Source organism: Enterococcus sp. AMC1086 (assembly GCF_058216575.1).
In genome coordinates this window covers 3,331,786-3,354,408 of record NZ_CM177100.1, presented here as the reverse complement: position 1 = coordinate 3,354,408, position 22,623 = coordinate 3,331,786, and the positions used below count along the sequence as shown (strand labels likewise).

Below are 22,623 nucleotides of genomic sequence, written 5' to 3'. Positions count from 1 at the left end.
AGAGAAGTCTCTTTACTAGTGGATCACGCCACTTCGTTACGATCACATTAAAGCACTAAGAATGGAAGGATTACGACTGGTTTTTCCAGAGTAGATGATGAACAATACAAGGCGTGCAAAGGGAGAGAAGTCCCCTTACAAGTGAACCGCCAAAAGCTTACGTCTAAAAAATAGTAGAAATAAATAGTAACTAAAAAAAGGCCAAACGTACATCATCCTGAATTTGAATTACCAAATATCGTTTCTATATCACCACTTTCAAGGCATTTTAGGACTACGGAAACTAGGTCCTTTAAAATAAAAAAGCCCCGAGAATCAATCAACTTCGCAATGGTTGATTGATTCTCGGGGCTTTTTGTCATTCTAATGATTCTAAAGTATTGAATAGAAAACTAGAACTTATTTACTATGCTTTCCTTTTTTTCTCTTCCAGAAAAGAAGAGATCCAGCTGCTCCTGTCATTAAGGCTCCCATTCCTTGTCCTGTTAGAGAAGTTTCTGTTCCTGTGTTAGGTAATTTTCTTCCAGAACGAGTATTCGGAAGTTTATTACTTGATGGGTCTATGACTGTATTTGTTTTAGTCCCTTCAGTCACAGGGAAAATGGTTTCTTTCTTTTTCTTAGGAGCTACTAGTGGGACAGAAGCTTCAGGTAGCTTATTTGCTACAGGTGCTATTACTGCATTTGGTTCAATTGGTGCGATGATGTTGATCGGTTGCTCTACTGCTGGTGCTATAGGATCCACAGCTTCTGGTGCCGTGATTTCTGGAATAATGGGTATTTCGACTTTTGGCACGTTTTCTAACTCTTTTGGCCGTTCCAAAGGATCTACAGCTGTTACTTCTTCTAAATCATTTAATTCAACAGGAGCGTCAGGTTTAATGCTTCCCTCAGCTTCTTCTGTATTTGGCGTCACATCGGTCACGTCTTGTGAAGTACCCAATTCTACAACGGAATCTGTTGGTTTTGATAGAACCTCAATTGTTAAAGCAGGTAGATTGATACCTGTGATATCTAAAATTACTTTTGTTGAAGCTGTAGTTGGTGCTAAAGCTTTATTTGTTGGTTCTTCTACCGATTTAACTTCTTTAGGCACGCTAATCCCTATTGGTTCCACAGGTTTTATAGGCATATCAGGAACTGTAGGAATATCTGGGGCAGTGATTTTTTTAAGTTCTAATAAATTTAAATCTGGGGTGATAGGTTCTATAGTAAACTCAGGAGCAGGAAGAATAATATCAGCTGCTTGCCCAGTTATGACACCACTATACTCACCGCTTTGTCTGAATTGAGTAGTCAACCACTGATAGATTGATATTGGATAACCTGGTATTACTCTTAGAGGCGTATTTTTCAGACTGCGGATATTCTCAGTAGCAATACTAGAGGTGAGATTACGCATACTTTCAACGGAATTTGGGATAGGATCACCCCAAAAATAATATTCAACCTTACTACCAGTTTGAGTATTAAACGTATCAATTGCTTTTGATAAATCTTCTTGCGCCTGTGCCCATGCAGATGCAACACCTTCTAAATAAGTTCCATAGTTAGAGAAATTTTCTACTTGTTCTAAAATTGCCTTTTCATAAGCATCTACAAATGTATTCCATTCATCTAATGTAGTCATTTTTTGTAGATTTTCTTTTGAGAAGTCTGGAGATATAAGAGTAAAATCTCCTGTATTAAGCGAATTAATAATTGGTTGCCAAAGGTTGGTATAGTCATCGTTAGGATCACCAACATTATTCTTTTGCCAGCCAGAAGTATAGTCTTCGAATGCTTTTTGATAGTTATTATATGATTCAAAATATTGTTGATAAGCATTTGCTTTATCAACATTTTTTTGCATTATTTCTTCCGAATAGGCAATAAAGTCTAATAGTTTATCTTCAAAATTTTCTGGATCATACACAAGATCATATTTATTATCAGGTGCAATTGAGCTAGCATTGTAAATAACATTTTTCGCTTGATATTCTTCAATGATTGGCCAAAAATCTGTTAAAACTGCCGTCAAATCTTGTTTTGATTTGCTATATTCAGCTTTCCAAGTAGCTAAAACATCAGGAATATTTGTTAAGTTTTCTTGTGTAATTTCAGTTGTTGGAAAATTCGTAAGAACTTGACTCATACTAGTAATAGCAGCATTTATTACTCCTTCAGCAGTAACAGCTTTCTCATAAGCTAAAAGAGCATCTTTATAAGGTTTTGCAGCAGTGGTAAAACTTTCTGTCGCAAGGTCATACTGACTCTGTAGTTCATTAAAGAGTTCAAGTGCTGTATCATAGTCAGCTTTAAGTGTAGTAAGTTTGCCATTTGCTACTTTATAGGCAGTATTGGCTGCTTCCCACGCATCATTTGCTTTATTGTATGCTGTATCAATGTCAAGGTAGTTTTTATGAAGTTCTGTAAAAGAGTCGTTTAACTGTTCATACTCTGTTAAAACAGCTTGGTACTCCTCATCATGTGCTTTGTGCTCAACCTCAACTTCACCCAACGTGATCTTTGTAGCGTCATAAGTTTTCAGTGTTTCTTCATATTTCGTTTTAAGACCAACATAGTAAGCAGCTAAATCAGTATACTCTTTTTCGCGAAGTACAAAAGAATCTTTCGCTTTTTCGATAGCTTCTGCTGCACTTGTATAAGCTGTTTTGGCAGTTGTATAGTCTATGCCCAAATCAGCATATTGTTTCTTTATCTCATTGTAATTTTCCATTGTTTCCGTATATTGTGTTTTTAAACCTGTGTATTGCTTTTGCGTAGTTGCTAATAACTCTTCTAAATGGGTGAAAGATGTTTCTGCTAGTAAAAGATCAGATTTTAACTGTGTTAATTCATTCTTTAGTGTTTGGTATTCAGGGAATAGTCGATCATATTCGTCGCGCGCTTGCTCATATTTTTGGGTAACATCTTCATATGTTTTGTTTGCTTCAGTATATTTTTCTGTGGTTGCTTCAAAAACGTTTGAGCCCTCTGTAAACTTCGCTAATAGCGTATTATAGGACAAAGTCAGCTGATCAAATTGCGTTTTTATGTCGTCAGATTCTTTAAGTGCTGTTTTATAAGCTTTTTCTGTTTCAGTGTAGACAGTCATTACGTGAGTATAGCTGGCACTAATTGTTTGATACTCTTTCTCTAATTGCTGATACTTATTTTTGGCTTGCTCATATTGTGTTACAAGAGAATCGTATTTCAGCTTGATTGCTTGATAAGATGTAGCAATTACTTGATACTCACTTGTTGCCTTTTCATATGCTTTGTTGACTTCTTCAAATTCAGCAGTTAATGAATCTACTTTTTCCTTCATTTGCTGGTATTCTTTATTCACTTCATTGTAGCGATCATTATTTTCAGTATAGGCAGCCAAAGCAGTAGCGTATTCAACAGTACCTTCTTCATATTGGGCAAGAATTTTTTGTGCAGCTATACGTTTTTCATTGTAGGTATTCAAATCCGTTTCGTAAGCTGTAAGTTTAGCATCATAGTCAGATTTTTGTTGGTCATAGTTTTTCTTGTCTATTTCATAGGTTTTTGTTTTTTGCTCAAAAGCAGTCTTTTCAGTTTCGTAGGTCGTGCGTTCGGTCTCATATTGACTGGCTAACTCTTTGAGTTGACTTGATAAGGTATCGTAGTTTATTTTTGCTTCTTCGTATGTTTGTTTAGTTGTTTGGTACTCGTCTTTGATTTTATTGTACTCAGTAAGTTTGTTTTCATAGTCATTTATTGATTTTTGTAATGTTGATAGACGCTTTTCATACGTCGTTTTTTCAGTGAGATAGTTTTCTTTCTCTTCGTTATACTCAGTTAACAAAGAATTGTATTCCTTGAGTCCTTGATCATATTCTGTTTTGATTTCAGTGTAATCAGCTTTTGCTAGTTCTAGTTCTGATTTTAAGTTGTTGTATGATGTAGTCGCCAGATTGAATTTTTTTGCTTTTGAATCATACTCCGCTTTTTTAGTAGTATAAGTCTCAAGTAGGTCCTCGTAAGAAAGTTTTTGTGCGTTATAATCCTTCAATTGAGATGTATAATTATCGTTTGCTTTGTTATAGGCTGTTTGAACTGTTTTATAAGCTGTCGCGGCATCTTCATAGATCTTACGCTTATTTTCGTACGCAATACGCAAAGTTTCATATTCTTCTCTTTTTTTCTCTGCATCCTTATTTAATGTTTCATAGTCAGTTTGCGCATTTAAATACTTAGTTTGCATGTCAATAAATGTTGCTTCGGACTCTTCGTAAAGATTTTGCTCTGTTTCATAAGCTTCTTTGGCTGTATTGTACTCATCGATATGTGCTTCATAATCAGACTTGTTTTTTTCATATGTAGTCTTACTTGCCTCATAGCTCTTAGTGGCTTTTTGAAATGCTGCAAATTGTGTTTGGTAGGTTTCTTTTAATTCATCTAAAACTGTTTTGAGCTTTTCTGCCGTTTTATACGTTTTATCTGCTTCACTTTTCGATGTATTATAGTCGTTCAATGCAACAGTGTAGCTTTTTTCTGTTTTCTCGTATTCATTTTTTGCAGTTGTATATTCTTCTAATAAAGTCATGTAATCTTTTTCCAAGACTGTTTGAGTTGATTGGGGTTGAGTGACTAGTCCGACTGTTGCAGCTAATCCTTGTACAGAAGTACCACCTGAGATGAAAAGTGTGCTTGAATATAACAAAAATTTAAACGAACCTTTTCTCCATGAATCATTCATAAAAAAACACGTACCTTCCTTTTTTATCATACTGTTTATATAGTACATATATAAAATCTTTAAGTTTTTTATATATATACAAATGTAATTATACAATAGGTTTAAGTAATTTATTTATCATATTTTTTACTATAATTATAATTTTTTGATAAATAAGGATAAAATATACGCTGAATATAGGAATGATGTTTTTAAGGAATAGGTAAATTCGCTCTTTTAAGAAAAAATAGTAGAGTATTTATAGTACATTTTTCTACTAGGGTATGAATGAAACTTATGTATTTTACAATTATAGAATATAAAAACATTGCAAAATACAATACTCCGAAAAATTCGGATTTTCACCAAACAATCATACTAAATAAACCAAATTTTAAACACAAAATAGTCACAAATTCGAGCTATTATATACTCATACCAAACAAACAACCCTAACAAAACACTTTTTCATTTTTTAACTCCTTTTCCCACTCTTCCCCAAAGAGTGGGTTCTTTGTTGTGAGTCACTACGATTGGCTACGCCAGAGTAGATGATGAACAATACTTGGCGACCAAAGGGAGAGAAGTCTCCTTACTAGTGGATCACGCCACTTCGTTACGATCGCATTAAAGCACTAAGAATGGAAGGATTACGACTGGTTTTTCCAGAGTAGATGATGAACAATACAAGGCGTGCAAAGGGAGAGAAGTAACCCTTGTTCGTAAATCGATAGATGATAAAGATAAAAAATAATAGAAGTGCATATCAACATAAAAAAATTGATGTTCATTTTTCGAAAGAACCTTTTATAAATTAGCAGTAGACTAAAGTGACAATATGAAGGGATGGATGATCAATGAACGAAACTAAAACAGCACAATTCAAAAATGCACATAAAAAAGACAAACCACTCGTCTTACTAAATATTTGGGCTATTACAAGCGCTATTGAACTAAAAAAGAAAAAAATCACGTTGATTCCAACTGGCAGTTACGCAATGTCTGATCATTACGGTTATCAGGATGGTGAAAATATGCCTTTTGACGAACTATTGGGTTATATTGAACAAATGGATACAGTTGCTAACTACGTCACCGCAGATATCGAATCAGGATATGCCAAGAATTTAATAAATCTGTCAGAGAACATTGAAGCACTTATAAATAGCGGTATTGTTGGGATCAATATTGAAGATAAAAGAGTAAATACAGAAATACTTTATTCCATAGAAGAGCAAAAAGAACGACTACTTTGTATCAAACAAACATGTAGTGCTATGAAAAAAGAGCTATTTATCAATGCTAGAACGGATATGTATTTTATCGGAGATATCGCTAAAAATAATCAAGATGAACAGCTCCTGAACCAAACAATCACACGAATCAACGCCTATGAAAAAACAGGAATCGATGGTATTTTTATACCAGGATTAAAAAATAAAGAGCATATCAAGAGAATGACAGCCGAAACAACAGTCCCTCTAAACATCATGCTAGACATTAAAGAAGATTTAATTGCGGATTATCTAAATATAGGAATTTCAAGAATCAGCTTTGGTCCATCGATTTATATGCTTTATAATGAAACTGAAAAGAACGACTTAGATACATTTTATACCTCATTACTAGATGAGCTGATTCAGCGTGAGGAACAGGATCAAATTGAACTGTTCAGAATAAAGTAGAAAGGATAATGCCCGATGATCGGTGAAAAGGAAAAGAAGCAGTATTATCAAGCTTTATTGACAAAAGATTCAACCTATGACGGAATTTTCTTTGTTGGTATCAAGTCAACGGGTGTTTTTTGCCACGCAACATGTCCAGCAAGGAAACCTAAATACGAAAACTGTACCTTTTATGAAACAGCAGAAGAAGCGCTCTTATCTGGTTACAGGCCATGCAAACGATGCAAGCCATTATCTTATCCAAGAGAAATACCGCCGTTGGTTCAACAAATGGTGGAATTAGTAGAAAAAAATCCAGAAAAGCGCTGGAAAGACCAAGATTTCGCAGAATTAGGCATTCACTCAATGACAGCCAGAAGGCAATTTAAAAAAGTCTATGGCATGACATTTGTTCAATATGCGCGTTCAAGAAGGATGGGTATGGCTTTAAAATCTATTAAGAATGGCGAAAAACGAATTGATACCCAGTTGGATGTGGGCTATGACTCTTCCAGCGGATTCTATGATGCTTTTTCAAAAATCATGGGGAGAAATCCAAAACAATCAAAAGAGATTAAAATAGTCTCTGCAGATTGGATCGATACGATACTTGGACCCATGATGAGTATTGCGGATGACGATTATCTATATTTACTAGAATTTGTTGATCGCCGTGGGTTGGAAAGAGAAATCGAGCGTCTGCGAAATCGAATGAATGTGTCAATTGTTCCAGGGAAGACTAAGATCAATGAGCAGATCAAAGAGGAATTAGCGTTGTATTTTGAGAAGAAACTGGACAAATTTCAGACACCTTATCTATGCTTAGGTTCTGACTTTCAGAAAAATGTGTGGCAAGCGTTGACGGAAATCAAACGTGGTGAAACGTCTTCTTATAAAGAATTGGCAGCAGCGATTGGAAATCCCAACGGAATGCGAGCAGTTGGGAATGCCAATGGTGCGAATCAATTGGCGATCATTATCCCGTGTCACCGGGTGATCCAGACGGATGGCAGTATAGGTGGATATGGTGGCGGAGTTGAGCGGAAGAAGTGGCTGTTGAAGCATGAACAGGAATATGATTTGTGAGTAAAAAAAAGCGGTAGCCACGTCTAAATTGTAGCTATCGCTTTTTATGATCATCTATTTACCAGCCGCCAGAAAAACCGCCTCCGCCTGATGAACCACCGCCACCGGAGCTACTCCCACCACTACTAGAAGATCCGCCAGAATCACTACTTCGGTAGCTTGACGTACTAAAATACTGTAGCGTTTGATAATTTGCTAAATTCATGCCAGGTATGGTACCAAGAAATAAACATTTATCAAGATCCATGATCGCTTTTTGATAATAGTCAGATTCGATTTTTTTAAAATCCTTCTCACCTTTTTTAAAAGCTTTGGGCAATTCATTTTCAAAATTACCTGCTTCTGTTAAAAAATCTTCTTTACTGGTATCTTGGCCTTTTAACAGATGATAGGAAACAAGTAAAACTAATAATTTTTCTTTTTGTTTTGTGTAAAATGATTTCGATACATGCTTTTTGACGTAAACTTGCACAATCTTTCTCGTTTCCATGAAAGCAACTCTGGCTTGAACGATTCTTTGTAAAATTTCTAAGTAGTCATTATCTGATTGCTTCAGTTGTAAGTGTAGTTGTTCTTTTGCGTGATTGATTTTCTGTGGGTCTGTGAGGAAATCGCCTAAATATTGGAAATACGCTTCATAGTAACGCTCGCTGATTTCTAAACACATGGTACAATACGTTAGCTTGTTGGCTGGGGTGAGATGATGCATACGATATTTACCAAGTTGTGTTGCATAATCGATGACCTCGCTTGTAAATAAAATTTTAGCTAAGTAGCGTTGTGACGCTTTATATTTATCAAAATTGGCTAGAATCAATACCCAAATAGGCACTTCTTTAATATAAAACATAATCGCTTTTTCTCTCACCGCTACTTTACCGAGCCAACGTACCTGTAATTCTTGGCTAGAATCAAATAGAGGCATCTTCAAAAGCCGTTTTTCTAAGAAACTCCTAAAGGAAAGGAAGCCGATAAACAGAGATACAGCAACAAGGAGCGAAAGGACAAAATGATCCATGATAAAAGCAAAAGCGCTCCCAATATAGTTCGAAATATTCTTTTTTGGTTCTACATAGTGGTATTGATCGTCATCATAAGAGTTATCTGCCTGTTTCAGATCTTGAACTTCATTTTTAGCTGCTTCGTAATTGCCGTAACGTTCATTCACGATCGTTATAATATTGTGGCTGATGATAGTCAAGCCTTGATCATACTTTTCCTCACGAAACAATTGTTCCACGCTTGTAGGCACAATGTCACGCTTCATACTATCTGTGATCACATCTTCTACACCATACCCCACTTCTAAACGATATTTTCGGTCAGAGACTGCAATGACAAATAGAAAGCCATTATCTAAGTCCTTATCGCCGATGCCTAATGTTTGAAAGGTTTCATCTGCGTAAGTTTCGAGCGTTTCGTTTTTAGGTAATTTCTTGATGGTTTTTAAAACAAATTGCGGGCTGCCAGGTAGTTGCTGGAAATCTAATTCGTTTGCTTGGATGATCATTTGTTTTGTTTCCTCACTTAATAGACCAGCTTGATCGTCGACGAAGAAACTTTCGGCTGAGCTGGTTTGTGGGGTGGAGAGAGTGAATAGGAAGAGGGTAGTGAGAAATAGGATTGTTTTAGAAAGGTTTGCTTTGGTAAAGTGTGTGTTTTTTTTATGTGTGTGATTTGAGTTCATTTTGCTCCTTATGATCATTTATTTATCTTTTCTATTTTGTGATGCACATGTTCGAGCTCTATTAATATAGGATCGCTATAATTCCCTGTATCATCAACAAAATGTCTTGTTAAATCCATGAGATTAACATTACTAGTAATTGTTTCACCACCGTCGATTTGTTCTAAAATATGGTTTATGGAACGTTCAATTCTAGCTAAGCTATAGTTTAAATTGTCGTTTGTATGATTGATCTTAATTAATTCTAAAACTTGTTTACAATGATATTCAATATTTTTTAGATTACGAAATTTCATTTTATTACTTACCGTTGAGAACAATTCTTCACTTCCAATCTAATAAAGGGACTTCTAAGGACTGAGGATCTTCTTCTATAAAACCTAACCTGGTAACATATATCTGTTTATTTAAATCTCTCAATATTAAATAATTAATTATTCTATAAACTTCTAATTCTTGTTCGTTTGTCAATTGTATTTGTTGTATGGCCATTAAAACCCTTAAGCTCGTTTCTTATGGCTTTAATTCATTTGAGAAAATGAAAATACGCATTTTTCTGATCAACGGCTTAATCGATATAACATAACAAAAAAATCAGAATAAAAGAGTGAATCCTCTATTCTGATTTTCAATTGATCTAGCCTATCAGTCCTATTTGAAAAAGAGCCATTATAATTTCCTTGTTTTTAGAAATGCTGTATATGTTTTTTTTGGTTCATCTTTAAACGTTCTACTCATCGGTAAAGCAGTCGTTCTTTTTTGTCTCGCTTCATTTTCTAGATGTGTAACAAATACTTCATTTTTAATGATTTTAACAATATAATTTAAGTTCACCACATAACTTCCATGTATCCTAGTAAATATATTTGTATCTAACTTGTCTAGGATTTCAGTCATTGTCAAATATGTTTTGTAAATTTTTTCAGTTGTGTGGATATAGGCGATACGACCGCTTTTAGCGATATAAACGATTTCATTCATTGTTAGTACAATAAACTTTCGATTAAAAGAAAACTCAAAGTAAGCATCAATGGTATTAAAATAATTTTTTGCTCGGTCCATTGTTTCTAGTAGACAGTCATCAGAAACTGGCTTCACTAAATAATCAAACGCGTGGACTTTGAATACATCAGGCATGCGTTGAATATCATTAGATAAAAAAATAATCAATGCATCTAAATCGAAACTGCGTATCTGTTGCGCTAATGCAATGCCATCTATTTCATGTAGCTCAATAGAAATGAAGTAGATGGTATAATTTTCATCAATTTTCTTGAGATGCCTAACTAACTTTTCCCCATTACTAAAAAAATCACATTCACATTCTTGAGAAGTATGTAGATGTATAATTTTTTCGATTTTTCCCATTTCTCTTTGGTTGTTATCACACAATGCAATCTTCAATGTCTCATCTCCCTTGAGTTTCAGATTCGAAATGTATGTTTATATAGTATTTATAATTTTCTGCTTTCTTTTTTTACCAATTCTAATCATATCATATTTTTATTGTAGAAATTCTCAAAAATTTTACTGAAATCCGTTATTTTAGAAAATTTGCTATAAATGCTTATTTTAATGGAAGTAAGTAACGCTGGTTATACAATTTTTCGTCTATTTTTGTTACACTAGAGTAATAGACAGGAGGGGAAGCGATGAAAGAAAAGACTCAATGCAATCAATACAACCAACCAATCGGCTATCCAGTAAACAATTGGGTTAAAAGAAATTATCCGAAAAAAATAATTCTAGAAGGTAGTTACTGTCGATTAGAAAAAATCGATCCAATTAAGCATTTAGATGACTTATATCATGTTTATGGACCAGAAAATAATCCCCAAAATTGGACCTATTTACCAATGACATCTTTTGAGAATAAAATAGAGTTTTCAGCGTATCTCACCTCAATTAGTCAGTCACAAGATCCTTTTCACTATGCAATTATTGATAAAATTAGTGATAAAGCGCTCGGAACAGTGGCTTTGATGCGAATCGATGCAGATCATGGAACAATTGAAGTTGGTTTTGTTATTTATTCTGATCAATTGAAAAAGACGAGAATAGCCACAGAAGCACAATATCTTTTAGCTTGTTATGCGCTAGATGAATTAGGCTATCGACGCTATGAATGGAAGTGCGATGCGTTAAATGAACCTTCTAAACATGCAGCGTTGCGGTTAGGTTTTGTTTTTGAAGGGATTTTTCGTAATGCTACAGTTTATAAAGAACGTAATCGAGATACTGCTTGGTTTTCTATTATTGAAAGTGAATGGCCAAAAAGAAAGGCTCGGATGGCCTCTTGGTTATCTTTTTCCAATTTTAATGAACATGGTGAACAAAAAAGACGTCTGGATGAGTTTTAAGTATAAAAATAATTTATTTGAAGGGAATTCAATGAAATGAAAAAGCCAGAAGTTCAATTAACAAAAATTTCTAAGCCAGTGATTTTTACAAATGTGGCGCCAACTTTTTTAACCGATAAAACGATGGATGAGCGAAAGCAAAAAGTATTAGATAATATGAAAGCAGAAGGGTTTGACGCTTTAGTAATCTATGCAGACAAAGAGCACGGAGGAAACTTTGAATATTTAACAGGGTTTATTCCACGGTTTGAAGAAGGATTGCTTGTATTAGAGGCTACAGGTGAATGTACACTGATCCTTGGAAATGAGAACCTGAAAATGGCGAAAGTTTCCCGAATCGACAATAAATTGATTCATTCACCGCTGTTTTCTTTACCAAATCAACCGATGGATAATGAAGCAAGACTTGAAGAGATATTTGAACATGTTGGTTTATCTAGTAAAAATAAGATTGGCGTTGTTGGCTGGAAAATGTTTACGACAACGGAATCAGATAATGATGCTTATTTTGATTTACCATATTTTATTATTCAAGCACTTTTAACAAGTAAAAAAGAACAAGCAGTGCTTAAAAATGCAGCGCATCTATTTATTAGAGGTGATAAGGGCGCACGTACGACGAATAATGCGAATGAAATTGCACATTATGAGTATGGCGCAAATCTGTCTTCCAGCTGTATGCTAAATGCGATGGATGCAGTTGAAATCGGTGTAACGGAAGCGAGCATAGGGAATGACCTGACTGGGGAAGGGCAAACCAATACCGTTGTAACGATTGCTGCAACAGGGCAACGTTTTGAATATGGGAATGTCTATCCAACACATAAGCAAGTAAAATTGGGAGATCCATTATCTTTAACGACTGCATTCAAAGGTGGTCTATCAAGTCGAACAGGATTTGTGGTAGAAAATCAGACGCAGTTACCAGAGGCACAGCAGGATTACTTAGAGAGAGTTGCCAAGCCTTACTATCAAGCTGTTGCAACTTGGTTAGAGACAATAAAAATCGGAATGCCTGGCAAAGAGCTCTACCAAACGATTGAAACAGTTTTTCCTCAAGCGGAGTACCATTGGCATCTGAATCCAGGACATTTAGTATCAGACGAAGAATGGATGTCTTCACCAATATATGCTGACTCCGTGGAACGATTGAAGAGCGGCATGATTTTACAAATTGATATTATTCCATCTGTGGCAGGGTACACAGGAGTAAGTGCGGAAGAATGTGTTGCCTTAGCAGATAAAAAATTACAACAACAAATCCAAGAAGATTATCCAGAGCTATGGCAACGTATCATGACAAGAAAAAATTACATTAAAGAAACACTGCAGATTGATCTAAGTGAAGATATTATTCCGATGTCTAACACGGTTGGGTATTTAAGACCATTTTATCTGGCAAAGGATCAAGCTTTTCTATGGGGGAAAGAGTAAGTAGAAAGAAGGGTGTGGGACAAAAGGAGCAGTCACTTTTGTTTCACACCTTAAATGCGAATAAATGGAGAAACGGGGTTTCGAAGGCGTGGCTTCTGCTCCAACCGTTTATTCGGATTCCTTAAGATTAGCTTCTTCTCTTGCTTTTATCCTGAAAATACAGTGTTACACGTGAAACATTTGTTTTATTTTCTGTAAAATAATTTTAGATTTCAATGTTTCGACATTCTATAGAAACATATCCTGCAGCTTTTTCAAGAGCATTACTCATCCTATAAGTTATCGATAGCTACATGCATGAGTTCCAAAAACTAATACTAGGAGGGAAATGATGGAACATGATATTAAATTGAACATTCACTATTTCTGCTATTTTAGTATTTGGTATTTTAGTTTTGAATAAAAGTTGTTCAACTAATTTTCTACCTATATACGTCTATACGTCACCTTTTCAAATTCTCTCAAATTTACGATATCATCGACTTTGAAAGTCCTATCATTTCTCCTGATTTCAAAATTTTTCAAGCCTTGAATAACAGCTTTAAGATATTCTGGTGCAATCTTTAAATCGTGATCCGCTCTATTCTCTAAACATGGACTGCAAAGATTATCAGTAACCCAGTAGCAACCGACTACACATGCATTATTCTACACATAGCCACAATCATCACACTTTCTTGTATCTTCAGCAAAAATGGATTCCATTATATTTATCTCTCCTTTATTTTGCTATATCAAAAACCGTCGTATATCGTAATATTAATGATTCTTCTACTCTAGGTTTAATGTAAACACCTGAATAAGCTTATTTTTAATTCATCGATCTAATCATTTAAAAAAAGGCGGTTCTATTTTATTTACTTACTAGAAATTGTATTCGAGATAAATAAAATTATTTTTGTATAAATAAATAGTCCAACATCTTACCATCTTTATCGTTGTAAGCTAAAATCAACTATGTATTTCCAGAAGTAGCGGGTCTTATTACTGCAAAGACACCTGTAATACTTAGTAGGTGGCAAGTATTTACTTCTACAAAATTTTTGAAAAGTTCTATTGCCAAAAAAGTTAAATTCATCAATAAAAAATCTAAATCTTGCAAGTTTTTTAGATAAATTAGTAATGACTACATCTACGGTTTTAGGTCCTCTGTTATCACGAGTACCAGCTTATTGTGCGTCAATTGAACTTGTACATACTCAGATACATTTACACTATTTAGACTAGAAAATGTAAAAATACTGATCTAGTCCAACTACATTTAATAGGAGTTAAAATACGACTAAAACCATTGCAAGTTATACTAATTTACGTTAAAGTAAGAAAAGAGAATTGTGAAACATTTTCTGTTTCACGCAAGGAAGGAAGCCTATGACACCAGAAGAATTTAAACACTTACTAAGTCAAAAAGAGATCCAATTATCGGATAAACAAATGGAACAATTTGTACGTTATTTTGAATTACTTGTTGAGTGGAATGAAAAAATGAACTTAACTGCGATCACCGAAGAAACAGATGTGTATTTAAAACATTTCTACGATTCGATTTCGCTCGCATTTTTTGAAGATTTTTCAACAAATAAATCGATTTGTGATGTAGGAGCCGGTGCGGGATTTCCTAGTATTCCGTTAAAAATTGTTTTCCCTACACTACAAGTAACGATTGTTGATTCATTGAATAAACGAATCACATTTTTAACAGAGCTAGTCAACGAATTGAAGTTAGAAGATGTTTCTTTGTATCATGATCGAGCGGAAACGTTTGGGCAAAAAGAAGAATTTCGTGCAGCATTTGATTACGTAACAGCTCGTGCGGTAGCGCGTTTGAATGTTTTGAGTGAGTTATGCTTACCGTTAGTTAAGAAAGAAGGCTTTTTCTTAGCATTGAAAGCTGCTAAAAGTGAAGAAGAAATTATTGAAGCAAAGCCAGCAATTGCAACTTTAGGTGGTAAATTTCAAAAAGAAGTTTCATTTGAGTTGCCAATAACAGAGGACGAGCGACATATTGTAGTGATTCAAAAGAAAAAAGAAACACCAAAAAAATACCCAAGAAAACCAGGATTACCAAATAAACAACCAATCAAGTAAGATGGAGGGACACAAATGGCACGAATAATTTCTGTAGCAAATCAAAAAGGTGGTGTGGGTAAGACAACCACTACTGTGAATCTAGGTGCGTGTCTTGCCTATTATGGTAAGAAAGTATTACTGATCGATATTGATGCTCAAGGAAATGCAACTAGCGGTATCGGTGTCCGTAAGCCAGATGTTGCGACAGATGTTTATGACGTATTAGTAAATGAAGAGCCAATCAAAAATGTAATTCAGCAAACATCTAGAGAAAATTTAGATATTGTTCCAGCAACCATCCAGCTTGCCGGAGCCGAAATTGAATTAACATCAATGATGGCTAGGGAGTCTCGTTTAAAAGCAGCTATAGAAGAAATAAATGATATGTATGACTTTGTTCTAATCGATTGTCCGCCATCGTTAGGACACTTGACTATCAATGCTTTTACAGCAAGCGATTCGATTTTGATTCCTGTACAATGTGAATACTACGCACTAGAAGGATTAAGTCAGCTATTAAACACTATTCGTTTAGTTCAAAAGCATTTTAATCCTGAATTACGTATTGAAGGTGTATTACTGACTATGTATGATGCGCGAACTAATTTAGGTGCTGAGGTAGTGGAAGAAGTTCGTAAGTATTTTCGTGAAAAAGTATATGATACGATTATTCCTAGAAATGTTCGATTATCTGAAGCGCCAAGTCATGGTTTGTCAATTATTGATTATGATCCTCGTTCACGTGGTGCCGAAGTGTACCAAGCACTAGCAAAGGAAGTGTTGGATAATGAGTAAAGGAAAAGGTTTAGGTAGAGGTATTGATGCATTGTTTCAAGATTTTGCTAGTCTGGAAGATGTTGATGTTCAAAAGGAAGAAGTACTTGAAGTTCCATTAAATGAACTCCGTCCGAATCCTTATCAGCCAAGAAAAACATTTGACGAAGCATCCCTTCAGGAATTAGCAAACTCAATTCAGCAATCAGGTGTTTTTCAGCCAATCATTGTTAGAAAATCAGCTGTTAAAGGATACGAAATCATTGCAGGAGAAAGACGTTTTCGCGCATCAAAATTAGCAGATAAAGAAACAATTCCGGCAATTGTCCGTGAATTCGATGAAGAAGCAATGATGCAAGTCGCAGTGTTAGAAAACTTGCAGCGTGAAGACCTTAATCCGCTAGAAGAAGCAGAAGCGTATGATATGCTGATGAAAAACTTGAAGTTGACACAAGTAGAAGTCGCAGAGCGTTTAGGAAAAAGCCGTCCATACATTGCGAATTATTTACGTCTATTAACATTGCCGACACAAGTCAAAGAAATGGTTCAAGGCGAAATTTTATCAATGGGACAAGCAAGAACACTACTTGGGTTAAAAGACAAAGACGTGATTTTAACATTAGCAAAACGAGTAGTGAAAGAAAACTTAACAGTTCGTCAGCTAGAACAAATCGTCAATGATTTAAATGAGAATCAAGGCAAAAAAATGCCTAAAAAAGAAAAGAAGGATACAAAAGATAAACCTTACTACATTCGTGAGAGCGAAGATCGTTTAATGGATAAATTTGGTACAACTGTTGCGATTCAAGAAAAAGAAGGCAAAGGAAAAATTGAAATAGAGTATCTTTCACAGTCAGATTTGGCTAGAATTTTAGATATTTTAGAGATTCATTTTGATGAAGTTTGATTAATCAAATGAATAATTGAATAAAAAGCGTAATGTAAAACTAGACAGTAGTTTTACATTACGCTTTTTTGTATATGGATTTTTAAATCTTGGCAATAAACACAATAGCACTAAGAAAGTAATTACATCATCTATCTATTGTTTTCTATATAATTCTATATTTTTGACACCTATGTATTTATAAAAATCTTTATATGTAAAAATAACGTATTTTTTCTTGTTTTTATATAAAATAAGAAAAATCTATAATTGTTTAAATTAAACCTTAGGAATCTTGTTTATTCAGATACTCAAGTTAAGTAACCTATACTATGAGTATACAATAAAGAATTTAAGCATGTCAATGAGGAATGGAAAATAACAATACATTTAACTTATATAAATTACAACCTATACAGCATATAAGGGTATCAAATAACGAAAATACAGTGAAAATAGCTTTGCTATTATAAAAATTTAAAGTAGACTGTTCCTGTTTTTTTGCAGTTTATGCTAGATAGAAATGTACAATGAATTTACTTATTTTCTTAAGCCGTCAAATGAACCGTCAACTATAATAGTTAAAATCAGCTAGTTTTCTTTCGTATAGTTGAAAAAATAGTCTATATGAAATCGTTAATTTACTAATAAATAGTTCGGAAAGATCATGATTTTCCGTATTTTTTCAAATTCATTAAAAAATGTGAACTCTCCTCAAGGATCTGAAAAAAATAGTCAAGTGTCGTTGTAATATAAGTGATGCTGAATGAAAACAAATAGAACAGTTAATACCCTTTTTTTAAAGTTATAGATTTTTTTTGATTCGTTTATTTTTATAAAATTCATTATTTTTCAGTTATTTTTTAATAGGCCGTCGATTAACCGTCAACGATAAAGTAAAAATGTTTGTATACCAAACTTTGAAAAATCATTTTTCTTATTTTATATAAGAATAGGAAATTTCTATTTTTAATATGTACAGCTTTATGTAGTACATCATTAAAAGTTCTGTATAACATTTATCTGTACAAGGAATTTTATCAAAAAATAAATGGTTGGAATTTACTATATATAAAAATTAAGAGGAGGATTTTCTTTATGAGGAAAAAAATTATTATATTGACCGATACACTAAGCGCTAATGGACTATTACAAAATAGTTTATTAAATATGGATTATGAAATAATGGTTTCAAAAGATATATTGACGCAACCAAAAGATAAAGAGTTTTATTTTTTGCAAAATTTTGATCTCATTATCTATCAACAGTCTATGTATAGCAGTTTAAAGGAGTCGTTTTTAGATAACTTAGCATTATTGAACAAACCAATTATTGTGTTGACGTTTGAATCGGAACAGGGCAGCAAATCTAAGTATCTGAATAACGCTAATGTGAGTTTTGTACGCTATCCAATATCTGTTACGAATCTAGCCAGCAGATTGGCGACTATTTTTGAGGATGTTACCAACCGCTCTGGCAAAAATAATCAAGAAAGAGAAGTAAATTCTTCTATAAAGAATGAAGGAGCTTCTCGAAATACATCATCAACTTCAAATTTAGTCAAGGTAAAGAAACAGTATTCTTTCCAATTAAAGGACCGTACATTGATTATCGATAACTGGCTGATTCCATTGACTAAAAAAGAACATCAAGTACTAGAACATTTCATTGAATCTGATCAAAGAGTTTTTTCAAGTCAAGCACTATGCGAAGCGATTTGGACAAATGCTAATCAAAAAAACAAACAAGCATTGTTGAGTAATTTGATTAATCGTATCAAGCAAAAAATAATGGAAAAAACATCGATTTTTGATCCATTTATTCTAAATAAAAAAGGGATAGGCTATTACTTGAACCAAGAATTTGTGTCCCTAGACGAACAAAATGGCGAAAAGATTAAAGATCTACTGGTAGGTAGTGTCTAATTTAAACTGGATATGATAAGAAGGGAAGCGAAAAAATTGGCAATATTCACTAAAAAAAGCAAAAAAAGCAATCATGATGGTGAGTACGAAGAATACTATGATGAATATGACGAGTACGATGAGTATGAAGAAGAACCCTATGAGCCACCTAAAAAAAGCCGTCCAGATACTTCAACGAAAAGAGAGCGTTTGGAAAATACTATGAGAAAAAAAGAGAAAGAAACACAGCAAGAACAAGCAGCAGTAATTGCACATTTAAACAATGAAAATCAACAATTTCAAAAAGAGATGCAGCGTCAAAAAACAATGGCTGAGCGCTTGAAAGCAGAAGTTGGAAACAAACAGCAAGAAATCGATCAATTAACAATGCGTCTAACAAGCTCATCTAAGTCGAAAGACAGAATCCTTTCACTCGAAGGTCAAGTAAGTCAATTAGAAGAGTTGAGGGCCCAATTAGACGAACAACTGTTAGATGAACGCAATAGAAATGCAGAGACTGAAAAACAACTACGGCAACAAGATCAAATGAAAAATCAAATTGCAGAAGTTTTAATGGAAGCGAAAGAAAAAGCTCAGCAAATCATTGAACATGCAACTATTGAAGCTGATCGAACAGTAGATGCAGCTAGACATGAAACCCAAAAAGCAGTTTCAGAAGCTTCAATTGAGTTAAAAATGATCAATCAGGAAGCTGAAAATTATCATACACGGATTCTTCGTTTGCATAGTGAAACGAATGCGCTGATGGAAGATTTATTAAAAAAATCCAGCCGACTAGCTAACCAATCACTAAATTAAGGGAAGGGGACTAAGAAGTGGTTTATCAAAATATTATGGTTGACATCTACCAAGCCGCTTCTCCAGCAGTAGGTGAACGTCTTTTTGATGATGATATGTTGCGGGATATCTATTATATTTGCGAAGAGATTTTTCAAAAAAGGAATAAAAGAATTCCCTATCCTCAAAAAGAAGTGGAAGAATATTTTGAAGAATTTCATACCATAATTTCTTTTTTTAAACATGTAGAAATTACCTTGGATCTTGTAGATCTTGACTGGTCCGCTTTGCTAGATGAGCTGATTCATACATTTCCTCAAATTGCTTGGATTGGCGGATCTAAAGAAAAAGAGGACAATCGTGTCGTTTACTATATAGATTTTGTGCCTATTGCATATAGAGAGACTGGGTTTCCTTTCATAGTTAATTTATTAAAATCGTTAGATCAGCAGTTATTTTATGAGAATAACGATGTATTGGAATCATTTATTTGTGAGATTGAAAAGCTCGTAGCCAAGTTTATTAAACCTATTGAAGCGTCTGATTTTAGCTCTGAAGAAGAAGCCGAAATTGCAGTACCTAACGCAAATTACTTAATAAAAATAGAGGAAGCGGTCAGTAGAGAACGGTATGCAAAAGAAAGGATGCGACTGGCAAATAAGAAATTGGAAGTTGTAATTGATCAGATGGAGCGACAAAATCTAAGTAGAGCTATGAAAGAATTAAGTCAATCTAATAGCGATGAAAATGAAAATTGGGATCATATATTAAAAGTTGACTTGAGAGAATATTCTCAACTAATGCAAAAAGCTAAATTTTTAGAACAGTCTTGGATAATGAATAAAGAATTAATGACAAAATCAGAAAAGATGACGATTTCAGATAATCAATTGACCTACGAAAGAGAACAGGTAAGAAGCTTTAAGGATTCAGTTTCTACAAATGAAATTTACTTGATTTTAGACGAGTGTAAGTTAATTGAATCAAGAATAAAAATCAAGAAGAAATCTTGGTTTCGTCAACCTCATGTTCGAATCATGAAGATGGATTATGACAGCATATTGAATAAAGCGGCTTATTTTGATCTTATACAGGGAGAAAATTACTTACTTGAACAGGTTGTATTACATGAGGATTCAATTATTGAGGATTAAAATAGTCCTATTATTGGATTTCTATGAAGAATAATCTGTTTTTGTTTAAAGACGCAAAAAGGATTGGGAAGTCACTTTTCCAGTCCAGTACTACATAATGAATTCAACTATCTGCTCAGGGATAAATAAGACAAAAATCTCACTAATATAGCGAAATTATCAAATGTAGACATCAATAAATTAAAAAGAAGATCAATTAAAATAGTAGGTGAAAATAACCAGTAGTATCTATTATTTCAATTGATCTTCACAATGGTGATACTTTCTTATTCAAATTTATACATACGATTTTACTATTCCATGGAGCACTCTCCTGCTCATTTTAAGAAAATAAGAAAAGGAAAAAAAATTCTATAGAATCTAAACCACTATAAAAATAGAATTTTAGAAACATTTAAATCAGATTACAACTTCGGAAAAGAAGTGAGTCTTATATTAAAATGATTTTCACCGGTTAGGTAGTATATTTCTTATTTACCAAAAAAGAGATAAAACCAGTTGTTGCGGTTCTAAATATAAAATTGATTATCCGAAATTGATCAATCATCTTAAATCATGAAAATTGGCTATATAGTATAAAGATTTTAGGAGTTGTAGGATATGAGCGTAGCTGAACAAAATACCCAAAAACAAGGAAAAAAAATAATAAAAAAATATATTCTCCATCAAAAAGTTAATCCAAGACTTCTAGGAGTAGAACTTTTTAACAATCGCTTATTTACACCTCAGGAAGCCTATCTATCCTGTAAATTGATTTTCAAAAAAGATGTTCACTCATTGAGGGAACTCGAATTAGTTGCAGAAAAAATATATGAAATGTGGACTGAAGAAAATGATGGATTGCCTATTAAAAGAATCAACGTTTATACGTCAACGGCATATATCATATTAACATTTACCATCGGGTTTTACGAAGAAGTACAGATAAAACAGCTGTGGAGATTAAAAGAATGTGCCAAAGAATTCATTGAAACATATGATGATGTGATTAAGCGGGAAAAAGAAGCTGAACATAAGAAAAAAGCAGAAGAAATCCATGCTGTTTTAGAAAAGTTCGATCAGCTCGCTAAGAAGATGGATGGTCTAGAAAATCGTCTTATGAATAATGAATCAATCGTTGTAGATTCTGGAGAATTGCTAAAAAATGACCTTATAAAGGTGAGTCAAACGATTAAAGAGCAAATGAATCAAACTGAAAATAACATAAAAGAGAGCCAAAACGATTCTGAGAACGAAGAACAAGCAATGAAAGTAGCAAAAACAAAACGCATAAAGAAAGAGATCATAAGGAAAGAAAAAAAACGTGAACGTAAATATAGTATGGATCGATCTAAACAATTTCCAGTCAATTTAAAAATGAAAACTTGGCGATCAGATCGATTGCAAAAAAAGATGGTCAAAGGAAAATCGGACCAGATTAAAGCAAAGACGTTGAAAGAACCAATATCTCAACTTGAAATGGACATTTTGATGTATTTTACCGAAAATAAACAATTGCCAAAAAAACGAATGATACCAAAAAAACAATTTTTAACTTTAAAAACGAAAGTAGAATTTATCGATTATTTATGGATGTTATTGGAGTTGGAAGGAAATGATGAACTTATCATTGCCGATGAGCTAAGCTGCAGAGAGCTTATCGAAGAGTTAGGTCAGTTTATGAAACTTGTAGAAAAAATTGCTGTAGGTCCAACAATTTTTAATTACTGGATATATTGCTCGCAAGAAATACTGGTAAAACTGGAAGGGTACATAGCATTAAAAGATTTTTTGATCAGATCCTTAAAATTGAGCAACAATACTCTGATATAAGAAGGATGGATCACTGGTTATTTTGAAGAAAAGGGGTAGTGTACAAGAAACTAGAAAAGTTTCAGATGTATAAGACCTCTTTCTGTTATCTTTAATATTATATAAATAGTATTTGCATAACAAATATAACAGACAACTCACTTCCAAAAATTTTCTTTTTTAGGGGAAATTTTGAAACTAAGTAAAAAAGAATATACTGCATACTTAGTTAATAAAATTAAACGTATTGTAATGTCTCGTTTGAGTTTGGTAGAGAGTAAATGGGGAAAAATTAAATATACAAATTTTAAATAAGGGATTATACGTC

General features: G+C 33.7%; 16 protein-coding genes. 11 read left to right on the top strand and 5 right to left on the bottom strand.

Translation table 11 applies throughout. From position 1 onward, the window contains the following. Positions 1–399: 399 nt before the first annotated feature. Positions 400–4,707, bottom strand: coding sequence for an LPXTG cell wall anchor domain-containing protein (locus AC4BC4_RS15685; protein ID WP_490476322.1), 4,308 nt, complete (start codon positions 4,705–4,707; stop codon positions 400–402). Positions 4,708–5,543: 836 nt separating this feature from the next. On the opposite strand from AC4BC4_RS15685, the gene AC4BC4_RS15680 reads away from it, so the two are divergent. Both AC4BC4_RS15680 and AC4BC4_RS15675 read left to right on the top strand, forming a co-directional pair. Beyond that, complete coding sequence (locus AC4BC4_RS15680) at positions 5,544–6,371, top strand: isocitrate lyase/PEP mutase family protein (RefSeq protein ID WP_490476321.1); 828 nt, start codon at positions 5,544–5,546, stop codon at positions 6,369–6,371. A gap of 15 nt (positions 6,372–6,386) precedes the next feature. Continuing rightward, positions 6,387–7,436, top strand: a complete 1,050-nt coding sequence (locus AC4BC4_RS15675; protein WP_490476320.1) for a bifunctional transcriptional activator/DNA repair enzyme AdaA — start codon at positions 6,387–6,389, stop codon at positions 7,434–7,436. A gap of 58 nt (positions 7,437–7,494) precedes the next feature. On the opposite strand, the gene AC4BC4_RS15670 is transcribed toward AC4BC4_RS15675, so the two are convergent. The 3 genes from AC4BC4_RS15670 to AC4BC4_RS15660 form a co-directional block, all read right to left on the bottom strand. Continuing rightward, on the bottom strand, positions 7,495–9,123 hold the full coding sequence (locus AC4BC4_RS15670; protein WP_490476319.1) for a TPM domain-containing protein: 1,629 nt from the start codon (positions 9,121–9,123) through the stop codon (positions 7,495–7,497). A 14-nt stretch (positions 9,124–9,137) separates the two neighbouring features. After that, entirely contained in the window at positions 9,138–9,419 is a 282-nt protein-coding gene (locus tag AC4BC4_RS15665) for a hypothetical protein (protein WP_490476318.1), read from the bottom strand. 373 nt (positions 9,420–9,792) lie between these two features. Further along, on the bottom strand, positions 9,793–10,527 hold the full coding sequence (locus tag AC4BC4_RS15660; protein ID WP_490476317.1) for a LytR/AlgR family response regulator transcription factor: 735 nt from the start codon (positions 10,525–10,527) through the stop codon (positions 9,793–9,795). A 248-nt stretch (positions 10,528–10,775) separates the two neighbouring features. On the opposite strand from AC4BC4_RS15660, the gene AC4BC4_RS15655 reads away from it, so the two are divergent. Together AC4BC4_RS15655 and AC4BC4_RS15650 are read left to right on the top strand one after the other, a co-directional pair. Beyond that, positions 10,776–11,483 carry a GNAT family N-acetyltransferase gene (locus AC4BC4_RS15655; RefSeq protein ID WP_490476316.1) on the top strand — a complete coding sequence of 236 codons (708 nt, stop codon included), beginning with the start codon at positions 10,776–10,778 and terminating at the stop codon, positions 11,481–11,483. 36 nt (positions 11,484–11,519) lie between these two features. Then, positions 11,520–12,917, top strand: coding sequence for a M24 family metallopeptidase (locus AC4BC4_RS15650; protein ID WP_490476315.1), 1,398 nt, complete (start codon positions 11,520–11,522; stop codon positions 12,915–12,917). 426 nt (positions 12,918–13,343) lie between these two features. Here the strand turns inward: AC4BC4_RS15650 and AC4BC4_RS15645 are convergent, their stop codons facing one another. Continuing rightward, a complete protein-coding gene (locus AC4BC4_RS15645) occupies positions 13,344–13,478 on the bottom strand; it encodes a DUF3850 domain-containing protein (protein WP_490477387.1) in 135 nt (44 codons plus the stop codon). A gap of 810 nt (positions 13,479–14,288) precedes the next feature. Between AC4BC4_RS15645 and rsmG the strand changes: the two genes are divergently transcribed. From rsmG to AC4BC4_RS15610, 7 genes are all read left to right on the top strand, one after another. Beyond that, entirely contained in the window at positions 14,289–15,005 is a 717-nt protein-coding gene (rsmG, locus tag AC4BC4_RS15640; protein ID WP_490476314.1) for a 16S rRNA (guanine(527)-N(7))-methyltransferase RsmG, read from the top strand. 15 nt (positions 15,006–15,020) lie between these two features. Next, positions 15,021–15,782, top strand: a complete 762-nt coding sequence (locus AC4BC4_RS15635; RefSeq protein ID WP_438757814.1) for a ParA family protein — start codon at positions 15,021–15,023, stop codon at positions 15,780–15,782. Further along, the gene (locus AC4BC4_RS15630) at positions 15,775–16,668 is read left to right on the top strand and encodes a ParB/RepB/Spo0J family partition protein (RefSeq protein ID WP_438757815.1); all 894 of its coding nucleotides are present in this window, start codon (positions 15,775–15,777) and stop codon (positions 16,666–16,668) included. The genes AC4BC4_RS15635 and AC4BC4_RS15630 overlap by 8 nt, the downstream gene beginning before the upstream one ends. Positions 16,669–17,745: 1,077 nt before the next feature. Continuing rightward, the gene (locus AC4BC4_RS15625) at positions 17,746–18,573 is read left to right on the top strand and encodes a helix-turn-helix domain-containing protein (RefSeq protein WP_490476313.1); all 828 of its coding nucleotides are present in this window, start codon (positions 17,746–17,748) and stop codon (positions 18,571–18,573) included. A 36-nt stretch (positions 18,574–18,609) separates the two neighbouring features. Continuing rightward, positions 18,610–19,371 carry a hypothetical protein gene (locus AC4BC4_RS15620; protein ID WP_490476312.1) on the top strand — a complete coding sequence of 254 codons (762 nt, stop codon included), beginning with the start codon at positions 18,610–18,612 and terminating at the stop codon, positions 19,369–19,371. Between the two features lie 17 nt (positions 19,372–19,388). Then, the gene (locus AC4BC4_RS15615; protein ID WP_438757818.1) at positions 19,389–20,504 is read left to right on the top strand and encodes a hypothetical protein; all 1,116 of its coding nucleotides are present in this window, start codon (positions 19,389–19,391) and stop codon (positions 20,502–20,504) included. 600 nt (positions 20,505–21,104) lie between these two features. Beyond that, on the top strand, positions 21,105–22,316 hold the full coding sequence (locus tag AC4BC4_RS15610) for a hypothetical protein (protein ID WP_490476311.1): 1,212 nt from the start codon (positions 21,105–21,107) through the stop codon (positions 22,314–22,316). Positions 22,317–22,623: the final 307 nt, after the last annotated feature.